At 58.7% G+C, this 19,438-nt stretch carries 15 protein-coding genes and 2 pseudogenes; 11 read left to right on the top strand and 6 right to left on the bottom strand.

The genetic code is table 11. The annotated features are described in order from the left end of the window. Nucleotides 1-29 precede the first annotated feature (29 nt). The 8 genes from LPB260_RS23155 to LPB260_RS23190 all read left to right on the top strand — a co-directional run bounded on the left by LPB260_RS23155 (nucleotide 30) and on the right by LPB260_RS23190 (nucleotide 12,223). Complete coding sequence (locus LPB260_RS23155) at nucleotides 30-812, top strand: ABC transporter permease (RefSeq protein ID WP_208708203.1); 783 nt, start codon at nucleotides 30-32, stop codon at nucleotides 810-812. Further along, nucleotides 805-2,571: an ABC transporter ATP-binding protein gene (locus LPB260_RS23160; protein WP_208708204.1), complete on the top strand. Its 1,767-nt coding sequence runs from the start codon at nucleotides 805-807 to the stop codon at nucleotides 2,569-2,571. Before LPB260_RS23155 ends, LPB260_RS23160 begins: the two co-directional genes overlap by 8 nt. Nucleotides 2,572-2,627: 56 nt before the next feature. After that, the gene (locus LPB260_RS23165) at nucleotides 2,628-4,619 is read left to right on the top strand and encodes a methyltransferase domain-containing protein (RefSeq protein WP_208708205.1); all 1,992 of its coding nucleotides are present in this window, start codon (nucleotides 2,628-2,630) and stop codon (nucleotides 4,617-4,619) included. Between the two features lie 273 nt (nucleotides 4,620-4,892). Then, entirely contained in the window at nucleotides 4,893-6,218 is a 1,326-nt protein-coding gene (locus LPB260_RS23170; RefSeq protein ID WP_208708206.1) for a glycosyltransferase, read from the top strand. 539 nt (nucleotides 6,219-6,757) lie between these two features. Continuing rightward, entirely contained in the window at nucleotides 6,758-7,825 is a 1,068-nt protein-coding gene (locus LPB260_RS23175; RefSeq protein WP_208708207.1) for a hypothetical protein, read from the top strand. Between the two features lie 12 nt (nucleotides 7,826-7,837). Continuing rightward, nucleotides 7,838-9,766, top strand: a complete 1,929-nt coding sequence (asnB, locus tag LPB260_RS23180; RefSeq protein WP_208708208.1) for an asparagine synthase (glutamine-hydrolyzing) — start codon at nucleotides 7,838-7,840, stop codon at nucleotides 9,764-9,766. 28 nt (nucleotides 9,767-9,794) lie between these two features. Continuing rightward, nucleotides 9,795-10,997 carry a glycosyltransferase gene (locus tag LPB260_RS23185; RefSeq protein ID WP_208708209.1) on the top strand — a complete coding sequence of 401 codons (1,203 nt, stop codon included), beginning with the start codon at nucleotides 9,795-9,797 and terminating at the stop codon, nucleotides 10,995-10,997. Next, nucleotides 10,994-12,223: a glycosyltransferase family 4 protein gene (locus LPB260_RS23190; RefSeq protein ID WP_208708210.1), complete on the top strand. Its 1,230-nt coding sequence runs from the start codon at nucleotides 10,994-10,996 to the stop codon at nucleotides 12,221-12,223. The genes LPB260_RS23185 and LPB260_RS23190 overlap by 4 nt, the downstream gene beginning before the upstream one ends. Before the next feature lie 14 nt (nucleotides 12,224-12,237). On the opposite strand, the pseudogene LPB260_RS23195 reads toward LPB260_RS23190, so the two are convergent. Continuing rightward, nucleotides 12,238-12,557: pseudogene (locus LPB260_RS23195) on the bottom strand (transposase); the annotation flags it as partial. Between the two features lie 391 nt (nucleotides 12,558-12,948). Between LPB260_RS23195 and LPB260_RS29490 the strand changes: the two are divergent. Further along, nucleotides 12,949-13,146: pseudogene (locus LPB260_RS29490) on the top strand (IS481 family transposase); the annotation flags it as partial. Nucleotides 13,147-13,441: 295 nt separating this feature from the next. On the opposite strand, the gene LPB260_RS23200 reads toward LPB260_RS29490, so the two are convergent. The 4 genes from LPB260_RS23200 to LPB260_RS23215 form a co-directional block, all read right to left on the bottom strand. Further along, nucleotides 13,442-14,119 carry a DUF799 domain-containing protein gene (locus tag LPB260_RS23200; protein WP_208708211.1) on the bottom strand — a complete coding sequence of 226 codons (678 nt, stop codon included), beginning with the start codon at nucleotides 14,117-14,119 and terminating at the stop codon, nucleotides 13,442-13,444. 6 nt (nucleotides 14,120-14,125) lie between these two features. Next, nucleotides 14,126-14,476, bottom strand: a complete 351-nt coding sequence (locus LPB260_RS23205; RefSeq protein ID WP_208710129.1) for a DUF4810 domain-containing protein — start codon at nucleotides 14,474-14,476, stop codon at nucleotides 14,126-14,128. 26 nt (nucleotides 14,477-14,502) lie between these two features. Continuing rightward, a complete protein-coding gene (locus LPB260_RS23210) occupies nucleotides 14,503-15,165 on the bottom strand; it encodes a CsgG/HfaB family protein (RefSeq protein WP_208708212.1) in 663 nt (220 codons plus the stop codon). Nucleotides 15,166-15,623: 458 nt separating this feature from the next. Then, nucleotides 15,624-16,205: an OsmC family protein gene (locus LPB260_RS23215; RefSeq protein ID WP_208708213.1), complete on the bottom strand. Its 582-nt coding sequence runs from the start codon at nucleotides 16,203-16,205 to the stop codon at nucleotides 15,624-15,626. Nucleotides 16,206-16,327: 122 nt separating this feature from the next. Between LPB260_RS23215 and LPB260_RS23220 the strand changes: the two genes are divergently transcribed. Further along, on the top strand, nucleotides 16,328-17,371 hold the full coding sequence (locus LPB260_RS23220; RefSeq protein WP_208708214.1) for a GlxA family transcriptional regulator: 1,044 nt from the start codon (nucleotides 16,328-16,330) through the stop codon (nucleotides 17,369-17,371). 23 nt (nucleotides 17,372-17,394) lie between these two features. Here LPB260_RS23220 and LPB260_RS23225 read toward each other — a convergent pair whose 3' ends face one another. After that, nucleotides 17,395-18,318, bottom strand: coding sequence for a LysR family transcriptional regulator (locus LPB260_RS23225; RefSeq protein WP_218281510.1), 924 nt, complete (start codon nucleotides 18,316-18,318; stop codon nucleotides 17,395-17,397). A gap of 96 nt (nucleotides 18,319-18,414) precedes the next feature. On the opposite strand from LPB260_RS23225, the gene LPB260_RS23230 reads away from it, so the two are divergent. Beyond that, on the top strand, nucleotides 18,415-19,428 hold the full coding sequence (locus tag LPB260_RS23230) for a zinc-dependent alcohol dehydrogenase family protein (RefSeq protein ID WP_208708216.1): 1,014 nt from the start codon (nucleotides 18,415-18,417) through the stop codon (nucleotides 19,426-19,428). Nucleotides 19,429-19,438 lie beyond the last annotated feature (10 nt).

The following is a 19,438-nucleotide window of genomic DNA, read 5'->3' on the forward strand; positions in this document are numbered from 1 at the left end:
CCTCAAAATATCTATGAGAGACGTATGAGATGGACGCATTGGCTAGCCTGCTAAAGCATCGACACATTCTTTACGCCACTGTGGTTCACGGGCTGAGGAAGCGCACCAGTGGCAATGTGCTTGGGGCATTGTGGATGCTGCTTTATCCGTTGCTGTTTCTGAGCATGTACGGCTTGGTCTTCGTGCAGATCCTGCAGGTTCGCATTCCAGGGCTGGACACCATAGGGTACATTCTAGTGGTGTTTTCCGGTCTGGTTCCCTTCCTGGCGTTCTCCGAGGCATTCGGCACTGGCACCATCAGTATCGTCGCCAACCGCGATCTGCTGATGAATACCCTTTTCCCCATCGAGTTAGTTGTTGCCCGCGAGGTACTTATTGGCCATGCCACTATGGGCATGGGAATGTTGCTGCTCTGGGGCGCGGTCCTTCATTTTCATGGTGCCCAGTGGACGCACCTGCTGGTGCCGCTGATCTATCTTCTGCAGATCATTATGGTGATAGGTCTGGTGTGGATCACCGCTACCCTGACGGTGTTTTTTCGTGATCTGCAGCAGGCTATCCCAATCCTTGTACTATTTCTGATGATGGTCTCGCCAATCGGCTACACGGCAGATATGGTTCCAGAAGGACTCAAGGCGCTACTGCTGTTCAACCCCTTGGCCTGGCTGATGGAACTCTATCGGGCCTGTCTGGTGCGTGGCGAGGCGCCGCTGGAACAGCTTGGTCTGTTTGCGCTTTTTGCCTGCGTGCTCTTCACCGTAGGTGGAGCGCTCATCCTGCGACTTAAACCGTTGTTTGCTGATCATGTCTGATTTTGCGATTTCTCTTACTGGCGTCAGCAAGACGTTTCGCCGCTTCCAGCACCCCGTCTGGAGGGCACTTGATGCTTTGGGCTGGCCTGTGTCGAAGTGTCGCTATGACATCTTCCAGGCTCTGACGGATATTAATCTAAACATCTCTAGGGGCGAGAAGGTGGCCCTAATCGGACGCAATGGCGCCGGTAAAAGCACACTGTTGCGTCTGATCTCTGGACTGATGCGTGCGGACTGTGGGCAGATTCGCGTGAATGGACAAGTGCAGGCGCTGATGACGCTAGGCACGGGATTTCATCCGGATTTCAGCGGTATCGATAACATTCGCTCGGCCCTTGCCTACCAGGGCGTCCCCCCGTCACGAGTGGAAGATTGTATTGAGGAAATAGCTGAGTTCACTGAGCTGGATACCTTTCTGCAGCGCCCGGTAAAGGAGTATTCGGCTGGAATGTATGCACGACTGGCGTTTGCTGTGGCCACATCCACCAGCCCCGAAGTGCTAATTATCGACGAGATTCTGGGCGCCGGCGATGCCTACTTCCTAGGAAAGTGCATTCACCGTATGAAGACGTTGACTAATCAGGGCGCGACAATACTGTTCGTCTCCCATGATATCAGCTCAGTGCAGGTGCTTTGTGATCGCGGCATCTGGCTAGAGGGAGGGCATATTCGCCAGGACGGCCCCTTACTTCCAGTTAGCAAGGCGTACTTGGCTAGTATTCGCGATGAAGAAGAGCGGCGCGTGCGGGCCAAGAGCATGTCGTTGACTCGTGGGCAGGTGTCGGCCTTAACCACCACTGGCGGGCAGACCAGCTTGCTGCGATTGGTCGGTCTCGATGGTACTCCGCCTAGGCAGCCACTGCTGCTGCGTGCTGTCGAATATGGCGATGTCAGTGGGCAGTTGGGCAGCATTGATATGGCTGGCGTGCACACCGGCGGCTCTTGCCTGATCGTCGACCCTCAATTCATGAATTGGCAGCGTGTCGCTTCTTCCGCGGACTCTGGCTGTTGGGCGTTTGGCGACTTCGGTGGGCGTTATCAGCATTCCCCGCTGCAGCTTGCCTGGCCGAACGGTATTCCTGTCGGTGCCTGGGTGCAGTTGCAGTTGCGCCAAAGCTCCAGTCACCCGGTGCTGCTCGAGCAGTACGATCCGGAGCAGGGCGTGTATTGCAAGCTGATAGAAATTGCCGCGGGCAGCGGTGAGGTGTGGACCACCGTGCGCGTGCCGCTGCACACAGAATTCGCTCTGGGTCGTAACCGGCGAGACGAACTGCTCGCGGATCTGCAGGAACTCAGCAGTGACGACCGATACGGCAGCGGAGAAGTGCGTATTACCGGCTTTGGCTTTTTCGACGCTGAAGGTGTCCGCCGACACACGCTGATTACGGGCGAGCCGGCTTTTGCGGTGATAGCTTTCGATGCCAGTGAGGCGGTGCTTGATCCTGTCCCGGTGGTTGCCATCTACCGCCCCGACGGAACCTGCGCGATGCAGGTCATTGCGAGTCTGAGCGGTCAGCGCTTTTCTCAGTTGGATGGCAGCGGAGGTATTCGAGTGGACTTTTCGCCTTTGCTGCTGGGGCCTGGGGATTATCTGGTGTCGGTGGCTTTGTTCCGCGAGCTGAACCTAGCTTCGGCGGTGGAACCGTCCTCTTACGATCTGCATGACCGTTGCCATGCTCTTAAGGTGCTGCCGCCGTCTGGCGTTCATGTGCAGATCGGCTTGGTCAATCAGCCTGCCCAGTGGGAGTTACTAAAGTGATCGAAAATAGGCGCTTATGGCGCTTATATGACAAGGCCCAAGTTTGGGATCAGCCGTTGCAGATCGGACAATTCAACCTGCTGCAGGCTATTCGGGACTTCTGGCCGACCGGGATCGCCTCGGTGCTGGATGTCGGTTGCGGGGACGGGAAGCTGACTTCTCGATTGAGAGCGCCTGGGGCGCCGACCATTGTTGGGCTTGATAGCAGTGGAGAGGCACTCGCGCGCCTTCAGCTCGATGGGGTGCTGGGTAAGGCGCAGGCATTGCCGTTTCCCAGCGCCGCCTTCGACCTGGTGATGAGTACCGACACCCTGGAACATATGCCCGACGCCGAGGAAGTCTCCGCCTGGGACGAGCTGTTTCGCGTAGCCGCCAAAGCGGTAATGGTCGCGGTTCCTTTTCGTGAGGAGCTGCTGGACGCCACCACCCGTTGTGCAGAGTGCGGCCATTGCTACCACGTCAATTGGCACCAGCGCAGCTACGACATCGTAGACCTTCATCAGCGTGCCCCGGTCGGGTGGACGGTTCGTGCCACTGTGCTAGCTGGCGAGCCCTGGAATGCCACGTTGCCGCCGGAAACTATACTGCGGCGAACGGCCCTGAACGAGTGGGCGGGGTGGGAGCTGGCAATCTGTCCCTGCTGCGGTAGCGGCGGCCAGGCCGCGACTGCTGAGCAACCATTGCAATCTTTGCTGGCGCAGGCGCTGGCCAAGCACCTTTATCCGGCACTTGCCGAACAGCGTTACTGTCGCAGCCACAGCGAAGTTCTGGTGATATTCCAGCGTAATGGGGTGGCGTTCGACCTTCCGCAACCGTTACTGGCGGAAACTCATGCCCAGCCGGCATCCCAGATAGATTTTTTAGAGCAGTTACCGGCTGCCGATCTGCAGCCGTTCTGCCAAGTGGCCCAGCATGTGGCCTGTGCGGGCGGCCGTTGGCGCCTACAGTTCCCACTCTACGAAGCATCACCCACGCTGGAAGTCTGCCGCCAGCCAGGTAGCCAGGGCGCGCTGCACCTAGTGCTGGAGGATGAGGTCGGCTGCCTGTTCAACGGCTGCGTGCTGGATGACGGGCAGGAGCGCAGCGTTCACCGTTTGCCACGCCCGCCGCAGGCAGGTTACTACGGCGTGCTGGGGTCCTGCTCAAGTGCTGAGCCGTTCGCTTCGTTGCAGTTGGGGCAGGGTCCGTCGGTGCTCTGGGCTGTGGCCGCCGATAGTGGGAAATGCCGTTATCTGCACCTTAACGGCGAAGAGAACCCGCTATTCGTTCAGGTATCGCAGCCACTCTGGTTTGACCCACAAACGCTGAGCCCGCGGTCGCCAGCGGCGAGGGCTGCACCGTGGCAGGTGTTGTACAGTCTGCAGGATTGTTTCGAGCGCGCCCTGCAAGCCAGCAATGCTGTCTCATCCATTGAGGCTCAGATTACCGAGCAAAATCAGCTGCGGGTGCATATCCAGAACCTTAGTGCAGAGCGTGATGCCTTGCTGCAGCGTGCTATTGAAGCTGATCAGTTGGCGGTGCAGTTGCAGAACCTTAGTGCAGAGCGTGATGCCTTGCTGCAGCGCGCTATTGAGGCTGATCAGTTGGCGGTGCGGGTGCAGAATCTGAGTGCAGATCGTGATGTCTTGCTGCAGCGCGCTATTGAGGCTGATCAGTTGGCGGTGCGGGTGCAGAATCTGAGTGCAGAGCGTGATGTCTTGCTGCAGCGCGCTATTGAGGCTGATCAGTTGGCGGTGCAGGTGCAGAATCTGAGTGCAGAGCGCGATGCCTTGCTGCAGCGCACTATTGAGGCTGATCAGTTAGCAGTGCAGTTGCAGAGCCTGAGCACTGAGCGTGATACCCTGTTGCAACGCGCTATTGAAGCTGATCAGTTGGCGGTGCAGTTGCAGAACCTGAGCACTGAGCGTGATGTCTTGCTGCAGCGCGCTATGGAGGCCGACCAATTGGCGGTACAGGTGCAAAACCTGAGGGCAGAGCGTAATGCCTTGCTGCAATGCGACGATGATGCTAGACAGTCTCGCGGTGCGCCTGCAGAACCTAAGCGATGAGCGCAGTGAGCGCTCGTGGTAGCCGAAAGCCCGGATCGAGCAGCTGCAATAGTAAGCAGCAAGAGTTTCAGCATCGCTCCTTAGAAGGGCATGCTCATTTACAAGGGAATCCAGTGTGCCTTGACAAGCAAGATGTGCACAGTAGGACCTGCAAGAGCAACTGCTAGCCAACCAAGCCCGGGTGACGCAGCTCAGTCAACAATAGAAGCCGGTTGGGCATCGCCGTCAGAGGCGCGCTGGCGAGTCCGACTAAAAATCGTAGGGGGGGCGTGCATGGCCCACATTCTAATGCTGTGCCACGATCAGAGCCTGGATCGTCGGGTGGTGGCGCAGGCTGCTACCTTAATAGGGCAGGGTCATTCTGTGCACCTTCTCGCATTGTCATTCGACGGTGAGACCACTAATGAGCTGATGCCTGAAGGCATCCAGCTGACACGAATCGGCTTGAATCATATCGTTCCTGAAAATTCGATTTACAAAGCATATGTGATACGCCAGCATCGATTAAGTGATCTGTTCACCCGTGCTGCCAATCGTTACTCCCGCAGGGTAGGGGGCTTTCAACGTATATTTAACTGCGCGAGCCGGCTGAACTGGAATCTCTACAAGACACTGTTATTGGCGCGATATCACAACGTTGCCCTGCATGATCCGCTGCCGTTTCGGCAGGCATTTGTTAGTCACGGTCTGGCACATCCGAGCGATCTCGTGCAAGTACATGACTTGCCAGCACTCGAGGCTGGGGCTGAGTTGGCTGGGGCCTGGAATGTGCCACTGGTATATGATGCTCACGAGCTGTATCCAGAGCAAAAGTCGTTCTCTTGGGCGCAGCGTCGAATCTGCTCGCAAGCAGAAGCGCGCCTGATCAAGAAGGCGAATCTGGTGTTTGCCGTCAATGAGTCTATCGGCGATGAAATGGCCCGCCGTTATCGGATACCCAAACCGGTGACATTGTTAAATGCACTCGACCCTCCTGTAGAGTTCGACCCTGAAGCGCGCTATGACTTGTTGCGTGAGAAGCTCAGTCTGCCTGTGCAGAGGCGTATTCTGCTGTTTCAAGGAGGCTTTGCGCCACATCGCAATCTGGAGGCTCTCGTGGAGGCCATGGCTTATGTGCGGGCCTCAGATGTTGATCTGGTCATGATGGGGTTCGGTACGTTCGGCGATCTGCTCAAGGCGAAGGCTGCACGGCTCAAGCTTCTGGGCTCGCGAGTTCATTTTCTGCCGGCAGTAGCGCAGAGTGAGCTTCTACAGCACAGCGCGTCGGCGGATATTGGCATTATTCCCTATCCGCATGTGGATTTAAACTCTTACTACTGTACTCCAAACAAGTTGTTCGAATTTATTCAGGCTGGGCTGCCGATACTTGCTAATGACTCGCCGGAGCTTAATCGCTTTGTTCGGGTTAATAAATTTGGCAGCTCGGCCAAGATGACTAATCCGAGGAAAATCGCTCTGGCGATTGATTCTGCTTTCTCAAGCGGGGATTTTTCGGAGTGGCGCAGCAACATCAAGTGCGGTCGAAGCAAATTTGCATGGCGTGGGCAGGGGGATATCTATATTTCATCAGTTTCCCGGGTGCTTGGAACGTTCCGCTGAGCCTGTGTTGGAGTTTAATTTTTTGGAGGCGTTAAGAGGTTATGCATGTGGTAATCCGAGGTAACTTAATGCTTTGGGGCGTGCCTGCTCCGGCAGTCAGATAAGTTATCTATTGCTGCATTCTTATCGGCTTTTGCTTGGTGTTGTGAAGTGTCGCTGGCATGCGGTTTGATTTTTTCAATTTTCTGAGTATTCGATGAAGAATTCCTGGGGTGCGGTGGCGATCCGTATGGGCATCGCGCAGTGTCAATGCGGTACACTTGGCTTTTGTTCCTAGGTGTGTGGGTTTTTATATGTGATGGCTATGCTTAACACTTCCAGTGTCTTTGGAAGGGGCGTTAATGGATCCTTCCAGAGCGTCCGGGCAATGATACTTGCTTTAAGCGGGGGTGCAGATGTTCTTGGGTGGATATATGTTTTTCGTATGTAATGGTCTGGCAAGGCTACGTAGAGCATGCGTGTGTGTTTTAATGGTTGTGTTGGGGGTGAGTGATGGTTGGGAATCAATTAGTGTTTGCTGTGTGTGGGGTTGTCTTTAGATGCATGTCGGCAGTGATTTCTTAGTCATGCTATTTCGGCGCAGTGTGTTGGGGCGGTGCGGGATTTTTGTTTTTTTGTTTCTGGCTCTTATTGGAGTGGTGGTAGGCGTTGTTCATGCTTATCTTGGATACCGGAGCCACACTGTATTTAATTTGCTGGGGGCTGTGGAGTTTTATTCTTGTGACGACTCAAACTACTACTCGGGGCACGGTGTTGATGCGTTAGATACTGCTAATTTAGATGACTACGTTGCGGCAGTGAGCGCGCAGGGTTCTAGTTTTTGTTTTAGTACAAATGAGGCTTCCCAGCTTGCTGGCTTGAAGCTCGTCTGGTATTCGCTGGCTGAAGCACCTAAGTCTATTGAGGTGTTAGGGCTTGCGGGGGGGCGAGGGACGACCGAGATTGAGGTGCTCTGGGCGAAGGATAATCCTCTTGTTGTCAAGTCTTTGTCCGGGTTTTTCTATTCCGAACTTAGTATTGAATCGCTCTCAAAGTTTTCTAGGTTTCGTGTGAACTATGTAGCGGGTGCTGGGCAGGATAGGTTGCTGCTTAGGGCGGTCGCTCCGTTTTTTAGAACGCGCGTTGGCAGTGATCTTGCTCCAGTTTTGCGTGACATTCATCGTGTATCACTGACTGCGCCTTATGGTATGGGGGTGACCGAAACAGATTCAAGAGATATTGATGCGTTAGCTTCAAGCTTGAAAACTGCAAGCTCTCTGCATTGTGGGAACTATAACTATATTTTTGCATATGAGATAAGTGGTAGATATGGATGGAGTGCTTTGGGTTTAGTTTCCAATTTGCAGGCCCAGCATGCTGTCGTCGAGATTGATTACTTTGGTGAGGAATACACTGCTGATCCAACCTTAGGTGCGTTGTATTTGTGTTCTAATTCGGCTATGCGGGCAGGAGGGTGTGATTTTTCCACAGCGCTTTACACTGATACATATAATCCGGTGTTGTGGCGATATAAGGGGGCGGATTTTCATTTGGGTGCAAAGGTTAAAAGTAGGTATTCAGGTATTCAAGAATATTTTGATGCGTATCGAAAGCTGGATGTTAAATGATTTGGAGTTTGCATGTGTGGTTTGGCAGGTGTTCTGTCTGGAGTTGGTCATCAGCAGAAGGTTGTTGATGATGTAAGGAGTATGCTGGCAGTCATCCGACACCGCGGTCCTGATGGAGAAGGGGTCTGGTTGGATGAGCGTCGACCGGTTGGGTTCGGCCATGTGCGACTGGCGATTATCGATCCGGAACACGGAAAGCAGCCGATGGTGACCGAGGATGGTCGCTTTGTCGTGGTATTTAACGGTGCTATTTACAATTATCTGGAGTTACGCCGCGAGCTTATTGCTAAGGGCCATCCGCTTCACAGCTTCTCGGATACCGAGGTGCTGCTGTACGCCTATCGTGAGTGGGGTGAACCTTTTGTAGACCGGCTGTTGGGGATGTTTGCGTTTGCGATCTGGGACAAATATGAGCAGCGGCTGTTCTGTGCCCGCGATCGAGTTGGTATCAAGCCTTTATATTACCACTTTGATGGCCGTCGTTTGTTGTTCGCCTCGGAAATCAAGGCAATCGTGGCCGACGATAAGGTTAAAGCTCAGGTTGATCCCGAGGGGTTGCAGGACTATCTGACGTTCCAGTTCTGCTTAGATCAAAAAACTTTATTCAAAGGGATCGACAAGCTTGAGCCGGGCTATTGCCTGTCCGCTTGGTATGAGGGCGATTCGCTCAAAGTGCAGACACGCCAGTATTGGGATCTGCGCTACAACATTGATGAAGAGCACGATGAGCGTTACTTCATCGACACGCTGTCAGGGCTGATCGACGACTCTATTCGCCTCCATATGCGTTCTGATGTGCCGCTGGGTGCACATTTGTCTGGCGGGCTGGACTCCAGTGCCATCGTGTGTTTGGCCTCGCGCATGTTGGGAGGCGAAAAGATGCATACCTTTACAGGTGCGTTCAATGAGGGGCCGCAGTTTGACGAGACGGCTTACGCCAAGGCAGTATCGGCGTTCGCCGGCACAACCTATAACGAGATCTACATCCCAGCCGGAAATGAGCTTGCGGAGACGCTTCCGCGCCTGATGTATTGTATGGATGAGCCGCTGGCTGGACCAGGGGTTATTCCTCAGTACTACGTGTCGCAGTTGGCCAGCCAGCACGTGAAGGTGGTGATGGGGGGGCAGGGCGGTGATGAACTGTTTATCGGCTATGCTCGTTACATGGCGTTGTATCTGGAGAAGTGCCTGTCGGGTGCTATTTACCAGACAGCCAACCAAAACCGCTATGCGGTCTCGCTGGAGTCGATCGTCCCTAACCTGCCTCTACTGGCTACCTACCAGCCAATGTTGCAGCAGCTTTGGAAGAACGGGTTGTTTGCGTCCCATGACCAGCGTTATTTTAGCTTGTTGGATCGCAGAGAAGGTATGGCGCAGCTGTTCAATCAGGATGCTTTACGAACCAGTAGTGGCTACTCCTCATTTGAGTCGTTCCAGCGAATTTTTAATAGAGCGGGACTACACTCACTAGTCAACCAAATGACGTATTTCGACCTTAAGGGTTCACTGCCGGCGCTGCTCCATGTTGAGGACCGTACAAGTATGGCCGCATCCATCGAGTCCCGTGTGCCACTGCTTGACCACCGCATTTTAGAGTTCATGGCTACCGTTCCGCCGAATATCAAGTTTGCCGAAGGGCGCATGAAGCATCTATTCAAAGAGTCGGTGCGCAGCGCTATTCCGCCGAGCATTATTGAACGAAAAGATAAGATGGGCTTCCCGACCCCGCTCAATCAGTGGACCAAGGGCGTTGCGCGTGATTTTGTCCGCGACATGCTGCTTTCCGATCGCGCGCGTCAGCGCGGCCTGTATGACGTGGCGGCGGTGGAGAGGACCTTGGGTAACGAGCGCGAGTTCGGACGTGTCGTTTGGGGGCTGTTGTGTCTAGAGTTGTGGCAGCGAATTTTTATTGACGGAGACATGAAACCTAGTGTTATCTGATTCATTGCAGGCCACTCGACAGGTACTGATGCTCTGTAATGACCGGCAGATTGATAGACGGATTCTTCTCCAAGCAGACAGTTTGGAGGAGGACGGTTGGCAGGTCACTATTCTGGCGATGCCGCTGGACGAGTCAGTAGCATTGGACGATCCGCGCGTTGTAAGAATCGGTGCACTGACCAATCCATTCGCGCATCGGGAAAATCGCGTGCTTGAGATATATCGACTGGCCAGTCAATATCTACCGATGAATGGCCCATTGATGCGGTTGTTGAAGTCTATTGCCTGGCGATTATTGGTCGATAAGGAGCGCTTTTATCTAAACCTTTTTCTTGCCAATGGTCGCCAGCATGTGGCTAATGTCGTGGTGGCGCACGATTTGCCGATGCTTGCCGTCGGCCGGGCGTTGGCCAATGAGTTTAGGGCCTATTTGATCTATGACAGCCACGAACTGTATACCGAGCAAGAGTTCTCACGCCAGCAGCAGGCGAGCTGGGCGAAGATTGAGCACCGGCATATTAAAACCTGTGATCAGGTGATTACTGTTAATCCGTCGATTGCCCGTGAGCTTGAGGCGCGCTATGGGCTGGCAGGGGTGGCAGTCATTCATAATGCTGAACGCATCAGTCCGCTCGGTCCGCGTTCTTGGTATTTGCATGAGCGCTTCGGCATTCCTCGTGAAGGTCGCATTCTGTTATTTCAGGGCGGCTTTTCAGCGGGACGCAACTTAGTTGAGTTGGTTAAGGCTATGGTGTTGCTGCGTGACTCGAGGGTTTATCTCGTGTTGTTGGGCGACGGTCAGCTTGTCAATGCTCTGCAGCGCCTGGTTGAGCGTAAGGGGTTGCAGTCGCGGGTGTATTTGCATCCGGCCGTTGCCCAAGCTCGTTTGCTTGAGGTGACGGCGGCAGCAGATGCTGGTGTGATCCCTTATCAGTCTATATGTCTGAACAACTACTACTGCACGCCTAACAAGTTATTTGAGTTCATTGCTGCAGGGTTGCCCATTCTGGCAAGCGACTTGCCGGAGTTGCGGCGCTTGGTTGAGGGTAATCAAATCGGTTGTGTCGGCGACCTCTCCACGCCGTCGGCCATGGCAAAGATGATTGAGGCATTTTTTGCCGATGAACTGCGCCTACAACGCTGGCGTGAGCGACTTGCTGCCGTTCGCGAAGAGCTCAGCTGGCAGAAAGAAGGTGAGAGTTTCAAGCAGCTCTATCGAGCGTTTAAATGAAAATAGCGGTGGTTTACCAATACTATCAGGGACACTCCTCGCCCGGGCACTCGTTGGTGTATGAGCTTACTCAGCATCTCGCTGCAAATGGCCATGAGGTTACTGTAGTCTCTGGCGAAACTGGCTACATGCGCCGCGATAAGCCGGTTTTGCCTTGGTACAGGCGCCTCTTGCGCTGGGAGCAGGACGGTGCCGTGCAGATCATCCGCACCTACACCTACAGTGAGCTTCATTGCAGTTACCTAGGGCGTTTGTTCAGCTTCATATCATTTTCGTTGACGGCTCCGTTCGGTCTATTGAAAGTCAGTAGGCCGGATGTCGTGCTGGCATCCTCCCCGCCAATTTTTCCAATGTTATCCGTCTGGTTGGTCTGCAAGATGCGCGGTATTCCGATGGTTTTCGAGGTGCGTGACCTGTGGCCGGAGTCTGCCGTTCAGATGGGCATTCTGCGGAACCGCCCTCTTATCGCAGTCATGTCATGGATGGAACGGTTGCTCTACAATAAGGCGGAGCGAATTGTAACACTCACCCATGGCATTCGCGACGATATCCATGCGCGTGGCTGGCCTGCAGAAAAGCTGGAAGTTATTACCTGCGGTATCGATACTCAGATGCTTTATCCGGATGTTGAAGCGGGGGCTGAGATTCGTCGTATGTATGGCTGGGAAGGGCGAAATATCGTATTGTACTTTGGGGCAATGGGTGAGGCCAATAATCTGGATGTGATTATTGATGCCGCTATGTGTTGTCAGGATCGGAGAACCCTTTTTTTGTTGGTGGGCGATGGAATGAGGCGGTCACATGTTGAAAGTCGTATTGCAGCGCTAAATATTAATAATATTCAGTTGTTGGCTCCGGTTTCCAAAGATATGGCGCGTGGGTTCATTAATGCGGCGGATTTGTGTCTAGTAACTTTGCAGGATATTCCTTTGTTCAAAGGCGCTATTCCTACAAAATTGCTGGATTACATGGCCTGCGGTCGTCCTGTGCTATGCGGTATTGGGGGGGAGGCTGCTGAGATCGTTCAGGCTGCTCATGCTGGAGTTATTTTCTCTCCAGGCAGCGGTCAGCAGCTTTCAGCTCTTGTCTTTGAGTTGATGAGCGATGAGGCTCGCCGGCTCGATATGGGCAACAGAGCGGTACGGTATGTTCAAGACAATTTTGATGCGGTTTCTAGTCGAGCTGCGATGACTGTGTTATTGCAGAAGGTTGTCGGGGCTGACTGAGGCCTGAGCGCGGCCAGGACGGTAGTTTCGTCCGGGGGCGTTCCAGGCTCAGCCCGGCAAACCGGGAAACCGGCACAGGATAGTGGTCTCGTACAGCGCTTCTTTCATCGCCGGATCCCTGTGGCCAAACCAGTTCTGCATCAGATGAATGCGCGGCATCGCCAGCAGCGCGTCCGCCGGTCGGCCGATTTCGCCCTTGGTGTAGTACGGCTCGATCAGAGCAATCAGTCCCCTCCACGGCACCATCTGACCCATCTCGATCAGACGCAATTCCTTGCGGGTCTGCTTGCGCTTGCCGGCATACTCGGCTTTGGCAGAAGGTCATCTGCTTTATGGAAGAGCTCGGGTGGCGGGAGCGACGTATTTCAACGGGTTTGGGAAGTGTTTTTCATAGTGTCGCTCGGCGTGATCTCTCAGTAGGTTGTTCATCCGTGGCATTCCCGGCGTTCTGGATGTGCGCCCAGCAAAGCCTTCTAGGAGCCCCAGATTAACCTGCATATACATGCCCTTCTTACCCCTCGCAGTCTAGCCCTTTTAGTTCAGCGCATTCACCCTGGCCTGCGGGGCGAGGAGTGGGCTGGGAGTTCGTCAATGTGGCCATCGACGATGCTAGTCGTATCGCTTTCAGCAGTTTGCATCCTGAAGAGCGGGGCCGCAGTGCGTGTCAGGTCTTGATTCAAGCGCTGCGTTAGTACCGCTGCCCGGGCATTCACTTCCCCCGCATCATGACCGACAACGGAAGCCGCAATGGCTCACGCAAATTCCGCCGTTTGGTTAGGCGCTTGGGGTTGCGTCACCTGCGCACCAAGCCGTATACGCCAAGGACCAGCTGCAAGGCTGAGCGCTTCATCCAGACCAGCCTGCACGGGAGGGCCTATGCCCGTAGTTACGAAAGCTCAGCGCAGCGAGCACAGCACCTGCTGCTGTGTCTGAGTCGCTACAACTGGCACCGGTCGGACTCCTGTCTCGGTTATCGCCCGCCATCAGCGGCGCGCCACTTTCACTGGAAACGTGCTGGGTTCACACAGCCAGGCGTCAAAGTGGAGATTTCCTGCTGGTGGAGGTCGGCGGATGTGTCCCTAGGCTATTGCCGGCTCAACCGACAGACTTACACTATCGTTTTCTTTCTTTCTTTCTTTCTTTCTTTCTTTCTTTCTGTCCGGCTGGTTTGCTGCCAGGCCGGCGGCGATTCGGTCTGGCGGCAGTTGGCGCTCTGCGCTATTGCGCGGCCAGTTGTTGCTTCATGGCCAGGGGCGCGCGCGGGCCGGGGAGGATGCCGTCCCGGCGGGAGACGGTCAGCAGGCGGTGGCTGGCGATGCCGGCGACTTCGTGGCCGCGGTCACTCAGGGTGTTGATGATCTGGTTGACCGCGGCGGTGATCAGCATGCCGACCAGGCCGCCGCCGCTGTTGTTCTGGTTCTCCGCGGTGCTGGCGCGGGCGCTGCCTTCCCACAGCAACTGGCCGTTGCGCAGGTCGACCAGCTTGGCGTTGGCGGTCACCGCGACCTCGCTGCTCACCAGCTTGTAGCTGCTGCCGTATTCGCTGACCTCGATGTACAGGGCGGCATCGGCGCCGAAGATCTCCTGCAGCTTGGCCGGCGGCGCCATGTGCATTTCGGCGGCGTTCATCAGGCCGTTCTGCTTGAAGGTTTCGTCCACCAGCGCCACCGGCAGCACGTAGTAGCCGGCCTCGGCGAGCGGCAGGGTGACGTGGGACAGCACGCTGTAGCTGGCCTTGATGTCCGGCGAGCTGTTGATTGGCGGCAGCACCAGGATGGAGGCGGGGTTGCTCTGCTTGAACGCGGTGTAGTCGTAGGGCGTGGGGGTGGCGCAGCCGCCGAGCAGGCCGGTCAACAGCAGCAGGGCCAGGGCTTTGCAGGGGTTGAAACGGATCATGGCGGGTTATCTCTCGGCGTTACGCAGCAGGAAGTCCATGTAGGCGGCGGACTCGGGGAACAGGCTCTTCTCGGTTTCGAACTGCTGGCGCACCTGGTCGGCCTTGCCGACCTGGGCGTAGAGCATGCCGAGGTGGGCGTGCAGGCCCGGTGGCGGCACGGCGTTGCGCGCGCGGGCTTCCTGCAGGCCGGCTTCCAGGGCGGCGATCTGCTGCTCCGGGCCGCTGCCGTCGTTCTTGAAGTGTGCGTAGACCTGTTCCTGGTAGCCGGCCCAGTGGTACAGCGGCTGGGGCTGGCTGACGCAGCCGCCCAGCAGGGTGGCCGAAGCCAGGGCGAGCAGCGTGGCGTACTTGTGCATCTGCATGTGGATTCCTTTCCTTGGGGTTATTGCGCCGGGCGCCAGGCGCCGCTGTCGACACCGCCGACCAGGTTGTTGACCGCTTCGCGGATGGCCAGGTCGAGGACCTTGCCGTTGAGGGTCGAGTCGTAGCTGGCGGTGCCGCCGAAGCCGATCACTTCGCGATTGGACAGGCTGTACTCGCCGGCGCCCTGGGCCGAGTAGACCACCTCGGAGGTGCGCACGTTGACGATGTTGAGGTTGACCTTGGCGTAGGCGATCTGCGATTTGCCGCGGCCGAGGATGCCGAACAGCTGGTGGTCGCCGACTTCCTTGCGGCCGAACTCGGTGACGTCGCCGGTCACCACGTAATCGGCTCCGCGCAACTGCTGGCTCTTCTGGGCGATCTGGCTTTCCTGCTGGATTTCCGCGAGGTTGTCGCGGTCGAGCACGTTGAAGCGATTGGACTGCTGCAGGTGGGTGATCAGGATGGTCTTGGCCTGGCCGCCGAGGCGGTCGACGCCGTCGGAGAACAGCCCGCGCATGTAGCTGGAGCGGTTGTCGAACTTGCCCACTGCGATCGGGTTGCGGGGGCCCTGGTAGACGCTATGGGCCGAGGCGACCTTGGCGACCTCGAGGGTGCGCGATTGCTCGGTGGCGCAGCCGCTCAGCAGGCCGAGCAGGCTGACGGCAATTAGGGTTCTTCTCATCTAGGCGTTCTCGTCGGGGGATTGATCCGGGGGGAGCTGGATGGCATGCGCGAGCCGCCGGCTGCGGGCAGGCGGTAGAAGGCGAGCTGGGGCAACAGCTGCGGGTGCGTCCATGACCATCGAGTCCTTGATCGGCGCACCCGCTGGGCGGTGGCCGGGCGTTGCTGGGGGGGCTGGGCGGTGGCGACAGCGTGGCTGCGACTGGGACCAGGCCCTGTTGTATCGGCCGCGGAGTCTACAAAAGCCCAGGGGTGCTGGCCAGTAGCCATTTGCTCGGCGGCGGCGCTGGCTGTGAGCGAGTTCACGCCTGGGGCGGTTATGGGCGGCGAGGAGCCGAAGGGGGCGTGGATTGTTGCCGATCGGGCGGCGTAGGCGGGCGGTCAGGTCATTCAAGCCGCCTGACGCCACGGCGCAGCGTCAGGCGGCACGACTGGTGCAACAACGTGCCCGCTCGCGGACTAGGCGGCCTTCGCATGCCTGACCCGTTCCACCGTCACCGGCACCGGGCGGCATACGGTGTTGCAGACCGGCGAGTGTTCCTTGGCGAACGTGAGCAGGTCGTCCAGCTCCGCGTCGCTGCAGTCCGCCTCGATGTCCATCTTGATGCGGATCTGCTCGTAGCCGACCGGCACGGCAGCATTCAGGTCGAGCAGGCCCTGCACGTCGATGCTGCCTTGCAGTTCGGTGGATAGCCTGCGGATCTGGATACCGCGCGCGGCGGCGTGCAGCACGGTGGTGGTGGTCACGCAGCCGGCCAGGGCGTGCAGCAGGAACTCGACGGGATTGGCGCCCTCGTTGCCGCCGAGCAGCACCGGCGGTTCGCCATTGATGAACTCGAATGAAACGCTGCGCGAGGTGTCCTCGGCCCCGGCGCCATAGAAGTCCTTGATGGTCGAGCGGTTCTCGCCGCCGTCGATCCATTGGTTGCGAGCGCGGAACTCGAAACGTGCCAGGCTTGGATCGTTCTTGATGGCCTCCACGGTCTGCGTCATCTGCTGTACGTTCAGGCCGTTGCGCGTTTGGCTTTTTAGGGTTGTCATGGTGTCCTCCGGCGCCGCTTGCTTTTGTCGCGGCGCATCTACGATAGGCGCGTAAGTACCCGGCAGTAAGATGGCTTTTGGCCAAAACAGGGGCGATCGTGCCACTGAATGAGGAGGCCGCCTTGAACCGTTCAGAAACGGGGCCGGTGGACGTCCTGATCGTCGCGGTCGCCGAGACCGCCGGCTCGTCCCTCTACGGCATGGTGGATGTGCTGCTGGCCGCGGGGCACGTGTGGCAGAGCCTGGTGAGCGGGGAACCGGGCCGCGCGCTGTTCCGGGTGCGCATCGTCTCGCCCGGCAGGGCGCCCTTCACCTGCGGCAATGGCATTCCCGTGGTGCCCGCCTGTGCGGTCGCCGACGAGCCCAGGGCGGGCATCCTGATCCTGCCCGAACTCTGGCTGCGACCCGATGAAGGCCTGCACGGCCGCTACCCCGAGCTGATGGCGTGGATCCGCCGCCAGTATGCCGAGGGGGCCACCCTCTACTCCGCCTGTTCCGGCGCGGTCATGCTGGCCGAGAGCGGCCTGCTCGATGGCTGCGAGGCCACCTCCCATTGGGGCTATCGGGAGCTGTTCAGCAAGCACTATCCCAAGGTGTGCTTCCGCCCGGAGCCGAACCTGGTGTTCGCCAACAGTTCGGGGCGTATCGTCACCGCGGGGGGCACGACCTCCTGGCACGACCTGGCGATCCATATCATTGCCCGCCACGGCAGCCCGGGGGAGGCGCTGCGGGTGGCCAAGGTCTACCTGCTCAAGTGGCACGATGAGGGCCAGCTGCCCTATGAATCCCTGGTCCGCCGGACCTTGCACGGGGATACCGTGGTGCGCGCCTGCGAGGCGTGGCTGGCCGAGCACTTCCGGGCGAGCGGGGTGATCCATGGCGTGGTCGAGCAGGCGCAGGTGCCCGCGCGCACCCTGAAGCGACGCTTCAAGGCGGCTACCGGCAGCTCGCTGATCGAGTACCTGCAGAACCTGCGGATCGAGGAGGCGAAGCGCCTGCTGGAGTCCGGCTCGCTGCCGGTGGACGAGATCAGCGCCGCCGTCAGCTACGACGACCCGTCATTCTTTCGCCGCTTGTTCAAACGCTGCACGGGCCTCACCCCGAGCCAGTATCGCCGCCTTTTCCACCCGGTGTTGAAGGCCACGGGCCACGGCCCCGAAGGCTGAACGCCGAGCGGGGGCCAGGCGGGTCATGGTGTCGGGCGGGGTCGGTTTTGGCCGGCGGACTGCCAGTGCGGATCGGCCCAGTGTTCCAGCAGGAAGTCGATGAAGCAGCGCACCTTGGGCGCCAGCAGGCGGCCGCTGGGGTAGACCGCCCAGATGCTCGATTGCGCCTCGAGCGGGTAGTTGGGCAGCACCGGCACCAGGCGGCCGTCGGCCAGCTCCTGATGGATGCTCCACAGCGACTGAATGCTGATGCCCTGGCCGTTGAGGGCGGCGTCGCGCAGGCTCTCGCCGTGGTTGCTGCGTAGCGGGCCGCTGACCCGCACCACGGACTTCTCGCCAGTGGCGTGGCGCAGGGTCCAGCTGTGCTGTTCGTGCAGCACCAGGCACTGGTGCCGGGCCAGGTCGGCGGGCACTCGCGGCGTGCCCTGGCGTGCGAGGTAGGCCGGCGCGGCGCAGAGGATGCGCGTGCTGTCGGCCAGCCTGCGCGCGACCAGGCCCGGGTCGACCTGCGGGGCGATGCGGATGCCGAGGTCGAGGCCGTCCTGCACCAGGTCGACGACCCGGTCGGACAGCTGCAGGTCGACCTTGAGCGTCGGGTAGCGCTCCAGGAAGCGCGCCAGCGCCGGGCCGAGGTGCAGCCGGCCGAAGGAGGCCGAGCAGGTGATGCGCAGGGTGCCGCTCGGCTGCTGCGCCGGGGCGCTCAGGGCGGCCCGCGCCTCGGCCATGGTGTCGACCAGGCGTTGCGCGTAGTCGGCGAACACCCGGCCGTCCTCGCTGAGGCTGAGGGCCCGGGTGCTGCGGTGAAACAGGCGCGCGCCCAGGCGTTTCTCCAGCTGGGCCAGGCGGTGGCTGACCACCGCCGGTGACAGGTGCGCCTCGCGGGCGGCGGCGCTGAGGTTGCCGAGGGCGGCGATGCGCAGGAACAGCTGGAGGTCGTCTTCGTTCATTTTCAAAAAATATCGAACAGAGCTGGCACTGGTTGCCTGATTATCGCTGCTTGTTGCCGCTAATACACTGTCGCCATCCATACAGGAGAGGCGACCATGAAAGCGCAGGTACTCTATCGACCGGGCGAGCCCGAGCAGTTCAGCTATCAGGAGTGGCCCAAGCCCGAGCCGGGGCCGGGCGAGGTGCTGGTGCGACTGCACGCCACCAGCGTCAATCCGGCCGACTGCAAGATGCGCCGCAGCGGTTCGGCGCTGGCCCCGGATTTACCGGCGGTGCTCGGCGCCGACCTGGCCGGCGAGGTGGTGGCGCTGGGCGCGGGCGTCAGCGGGTTCGCCCTAGGGGACGCAGTGTTCGGCTGCGCCGGCGGGGTGCGCGGCATGCATGGCAGCTACGCCGAATACATCGCCGCCGATGCACGCCTGCTGGCCCCGTGCCCGCGCCGTCTGAGCCCGCGTCAGGCGGCGGCGCTGCCGCTGGCCGGCATCACCGCCTATGAAGGGTTGATCGATCGCGCGCGGCTGGCGCCGGGGCAGCGCGTGCTGGTCTACGGCGCGAGTGGCGGCGTCGGCCATCTCGCCGTGCAGATCGCCAAGGCGTGCGGGGCCCACGTGACGGCGGCGATATCGACGCCGAGCAAGGCCTCCCTGGTCCTGTCCCTGGGCGCCGATGAGGTGGTGCTGTACCGCGAGGAGAGTCCCGAGCAGGCCGCGCAGCGCCTCACCGACGGGCTGGGTTTCGACCTGGTGTTCGATACGTTGGGTGGCGACAACCTCAACGTCGCCATCCAGGCCGCACGTCCGCAGGGACAGGTGGTGACCCTGGTGGCGCGGCAGAGCTACGACCTCGGCGGCGCCTTCGCCAAGGGCCTGAGCATCCATATCCTGTTCATGCTGATTCCGATGCTGCACGACCTGGGTCGCGCCCGCCACGGCGAGATCCTCGGCGAGTTGGCGCGGTTGGCCGATGACGGCCTGATCACGCCGCTAGTGGATCCGCAGCGCTTCGCCCTGGCGGAGCTGGCGGCGGCCCATCGCCATTTGGAAAGCGGTGCGGCGCTCGGCAAGGTGGTGGTGGATATCCTCGATGCCGAGGCGCGTCCGCAGTCCTAGTCCCAGCGGC

The sequence above is a fragment of the Pseudomonas sp. LPB0260 genome (assembly GCF_013388395.1).

Excerpts from the sequence above, each read along its gene's own strand:
- LPB260_RS23175 (WP_208708207.1), top strand. The coding sequence starts at position 6,758 with ATGCATGTCGGCAGTGATTTCTTAGTCATGCTATTTCGGCGCAGTGTG.
- LPB260_RS23190 (WP_208708210.1), top strand. The coding sequence starts at position 10,994 with ATGAAAATAGCGGTGGTTTACCAATACTATCAGGGACACTCCTCGCCC.
- LPB260_RS23160 (WP_208708204.1), top strand. The coding sequence starts at position 805 with ATGTCTGATTTTGCGATTTCTCTTACTGGCGTCAGCAAGACGTTTCGC.
- LPB260_RS23200 (WP_208708211.1), bottom strand. The coding sequence starts at position 14,119 with ATGATCCGTTTCAACCCCTGCAAAGCCCTGGCCCTGCTGCTGTTGACC.
- LPB260_RS23185 (WP_208708209.1), top strand. The coding sequence starts at position 9,795 with ATGCTCTGTAATGACCGGCAGATTGATAGACGGATTCTTCTCCAAGCA.
- LPB260_RS23225 (WP_218281510.1), bottom strand. The coding sequence starts at position 18,318 with ATGAACGAAGACGACCTCCAGCTGTTCCTGCGCATCGCCGCCCTCGGC.
- LPB260_RS23230 (WP_208708216.1), top strand. The coding sequence starts at position 18,415 with ATGAAAGCGCAGGTACTCTATCGACCGGGCGAGCCCGAGCAGTTCAGC.
- LPB260_RS23170 (WP_208708206.1), top strand. The coding sequence starts at position 4,893 with ATGGCCCACATTCTAATGCTGTGCCACGATCAGAGCCTGGATCGTCGG.
- asnB (WP_208708208.1), top strand. The coding sequence starts at position 7,838 with ATGTGTGGTTTGGCAGGTGTTCTGTCTGGAGTTGGTCATCAGCAGAAG.
- LPB260_RS23210 (WP_208708212.1), bottom strand. The coding sequence starts at position 15,165 with ATGAGAAGAACCCTAATTGCCGTCAGCCTGCTCGGCCTGCTGAGCGGC.
- LPB260_RS23205 (WP_208710129.1), bottom strand. The coding sequence starts at position 14,476 with ATGCACAAGTACGCCACGCTGCTCGCCCTGGCTTCGGCCACCCTGCTG.
- LPB260_RS23215 (WP_208708213.1), bottom strand. The coding sequence starts at position 16,205 with ATGACAACCCTAAAAAGCCAAACGCGCAACGGCCTGAACGTACAGCAG.
- LPB260_RS23155 (WP_208708203.1), top strand. The coding sequence starts at position 30 with ATGGACGCATTGGCTAGCCTGCTAAAGCATCGACACATTCTTTACGCC.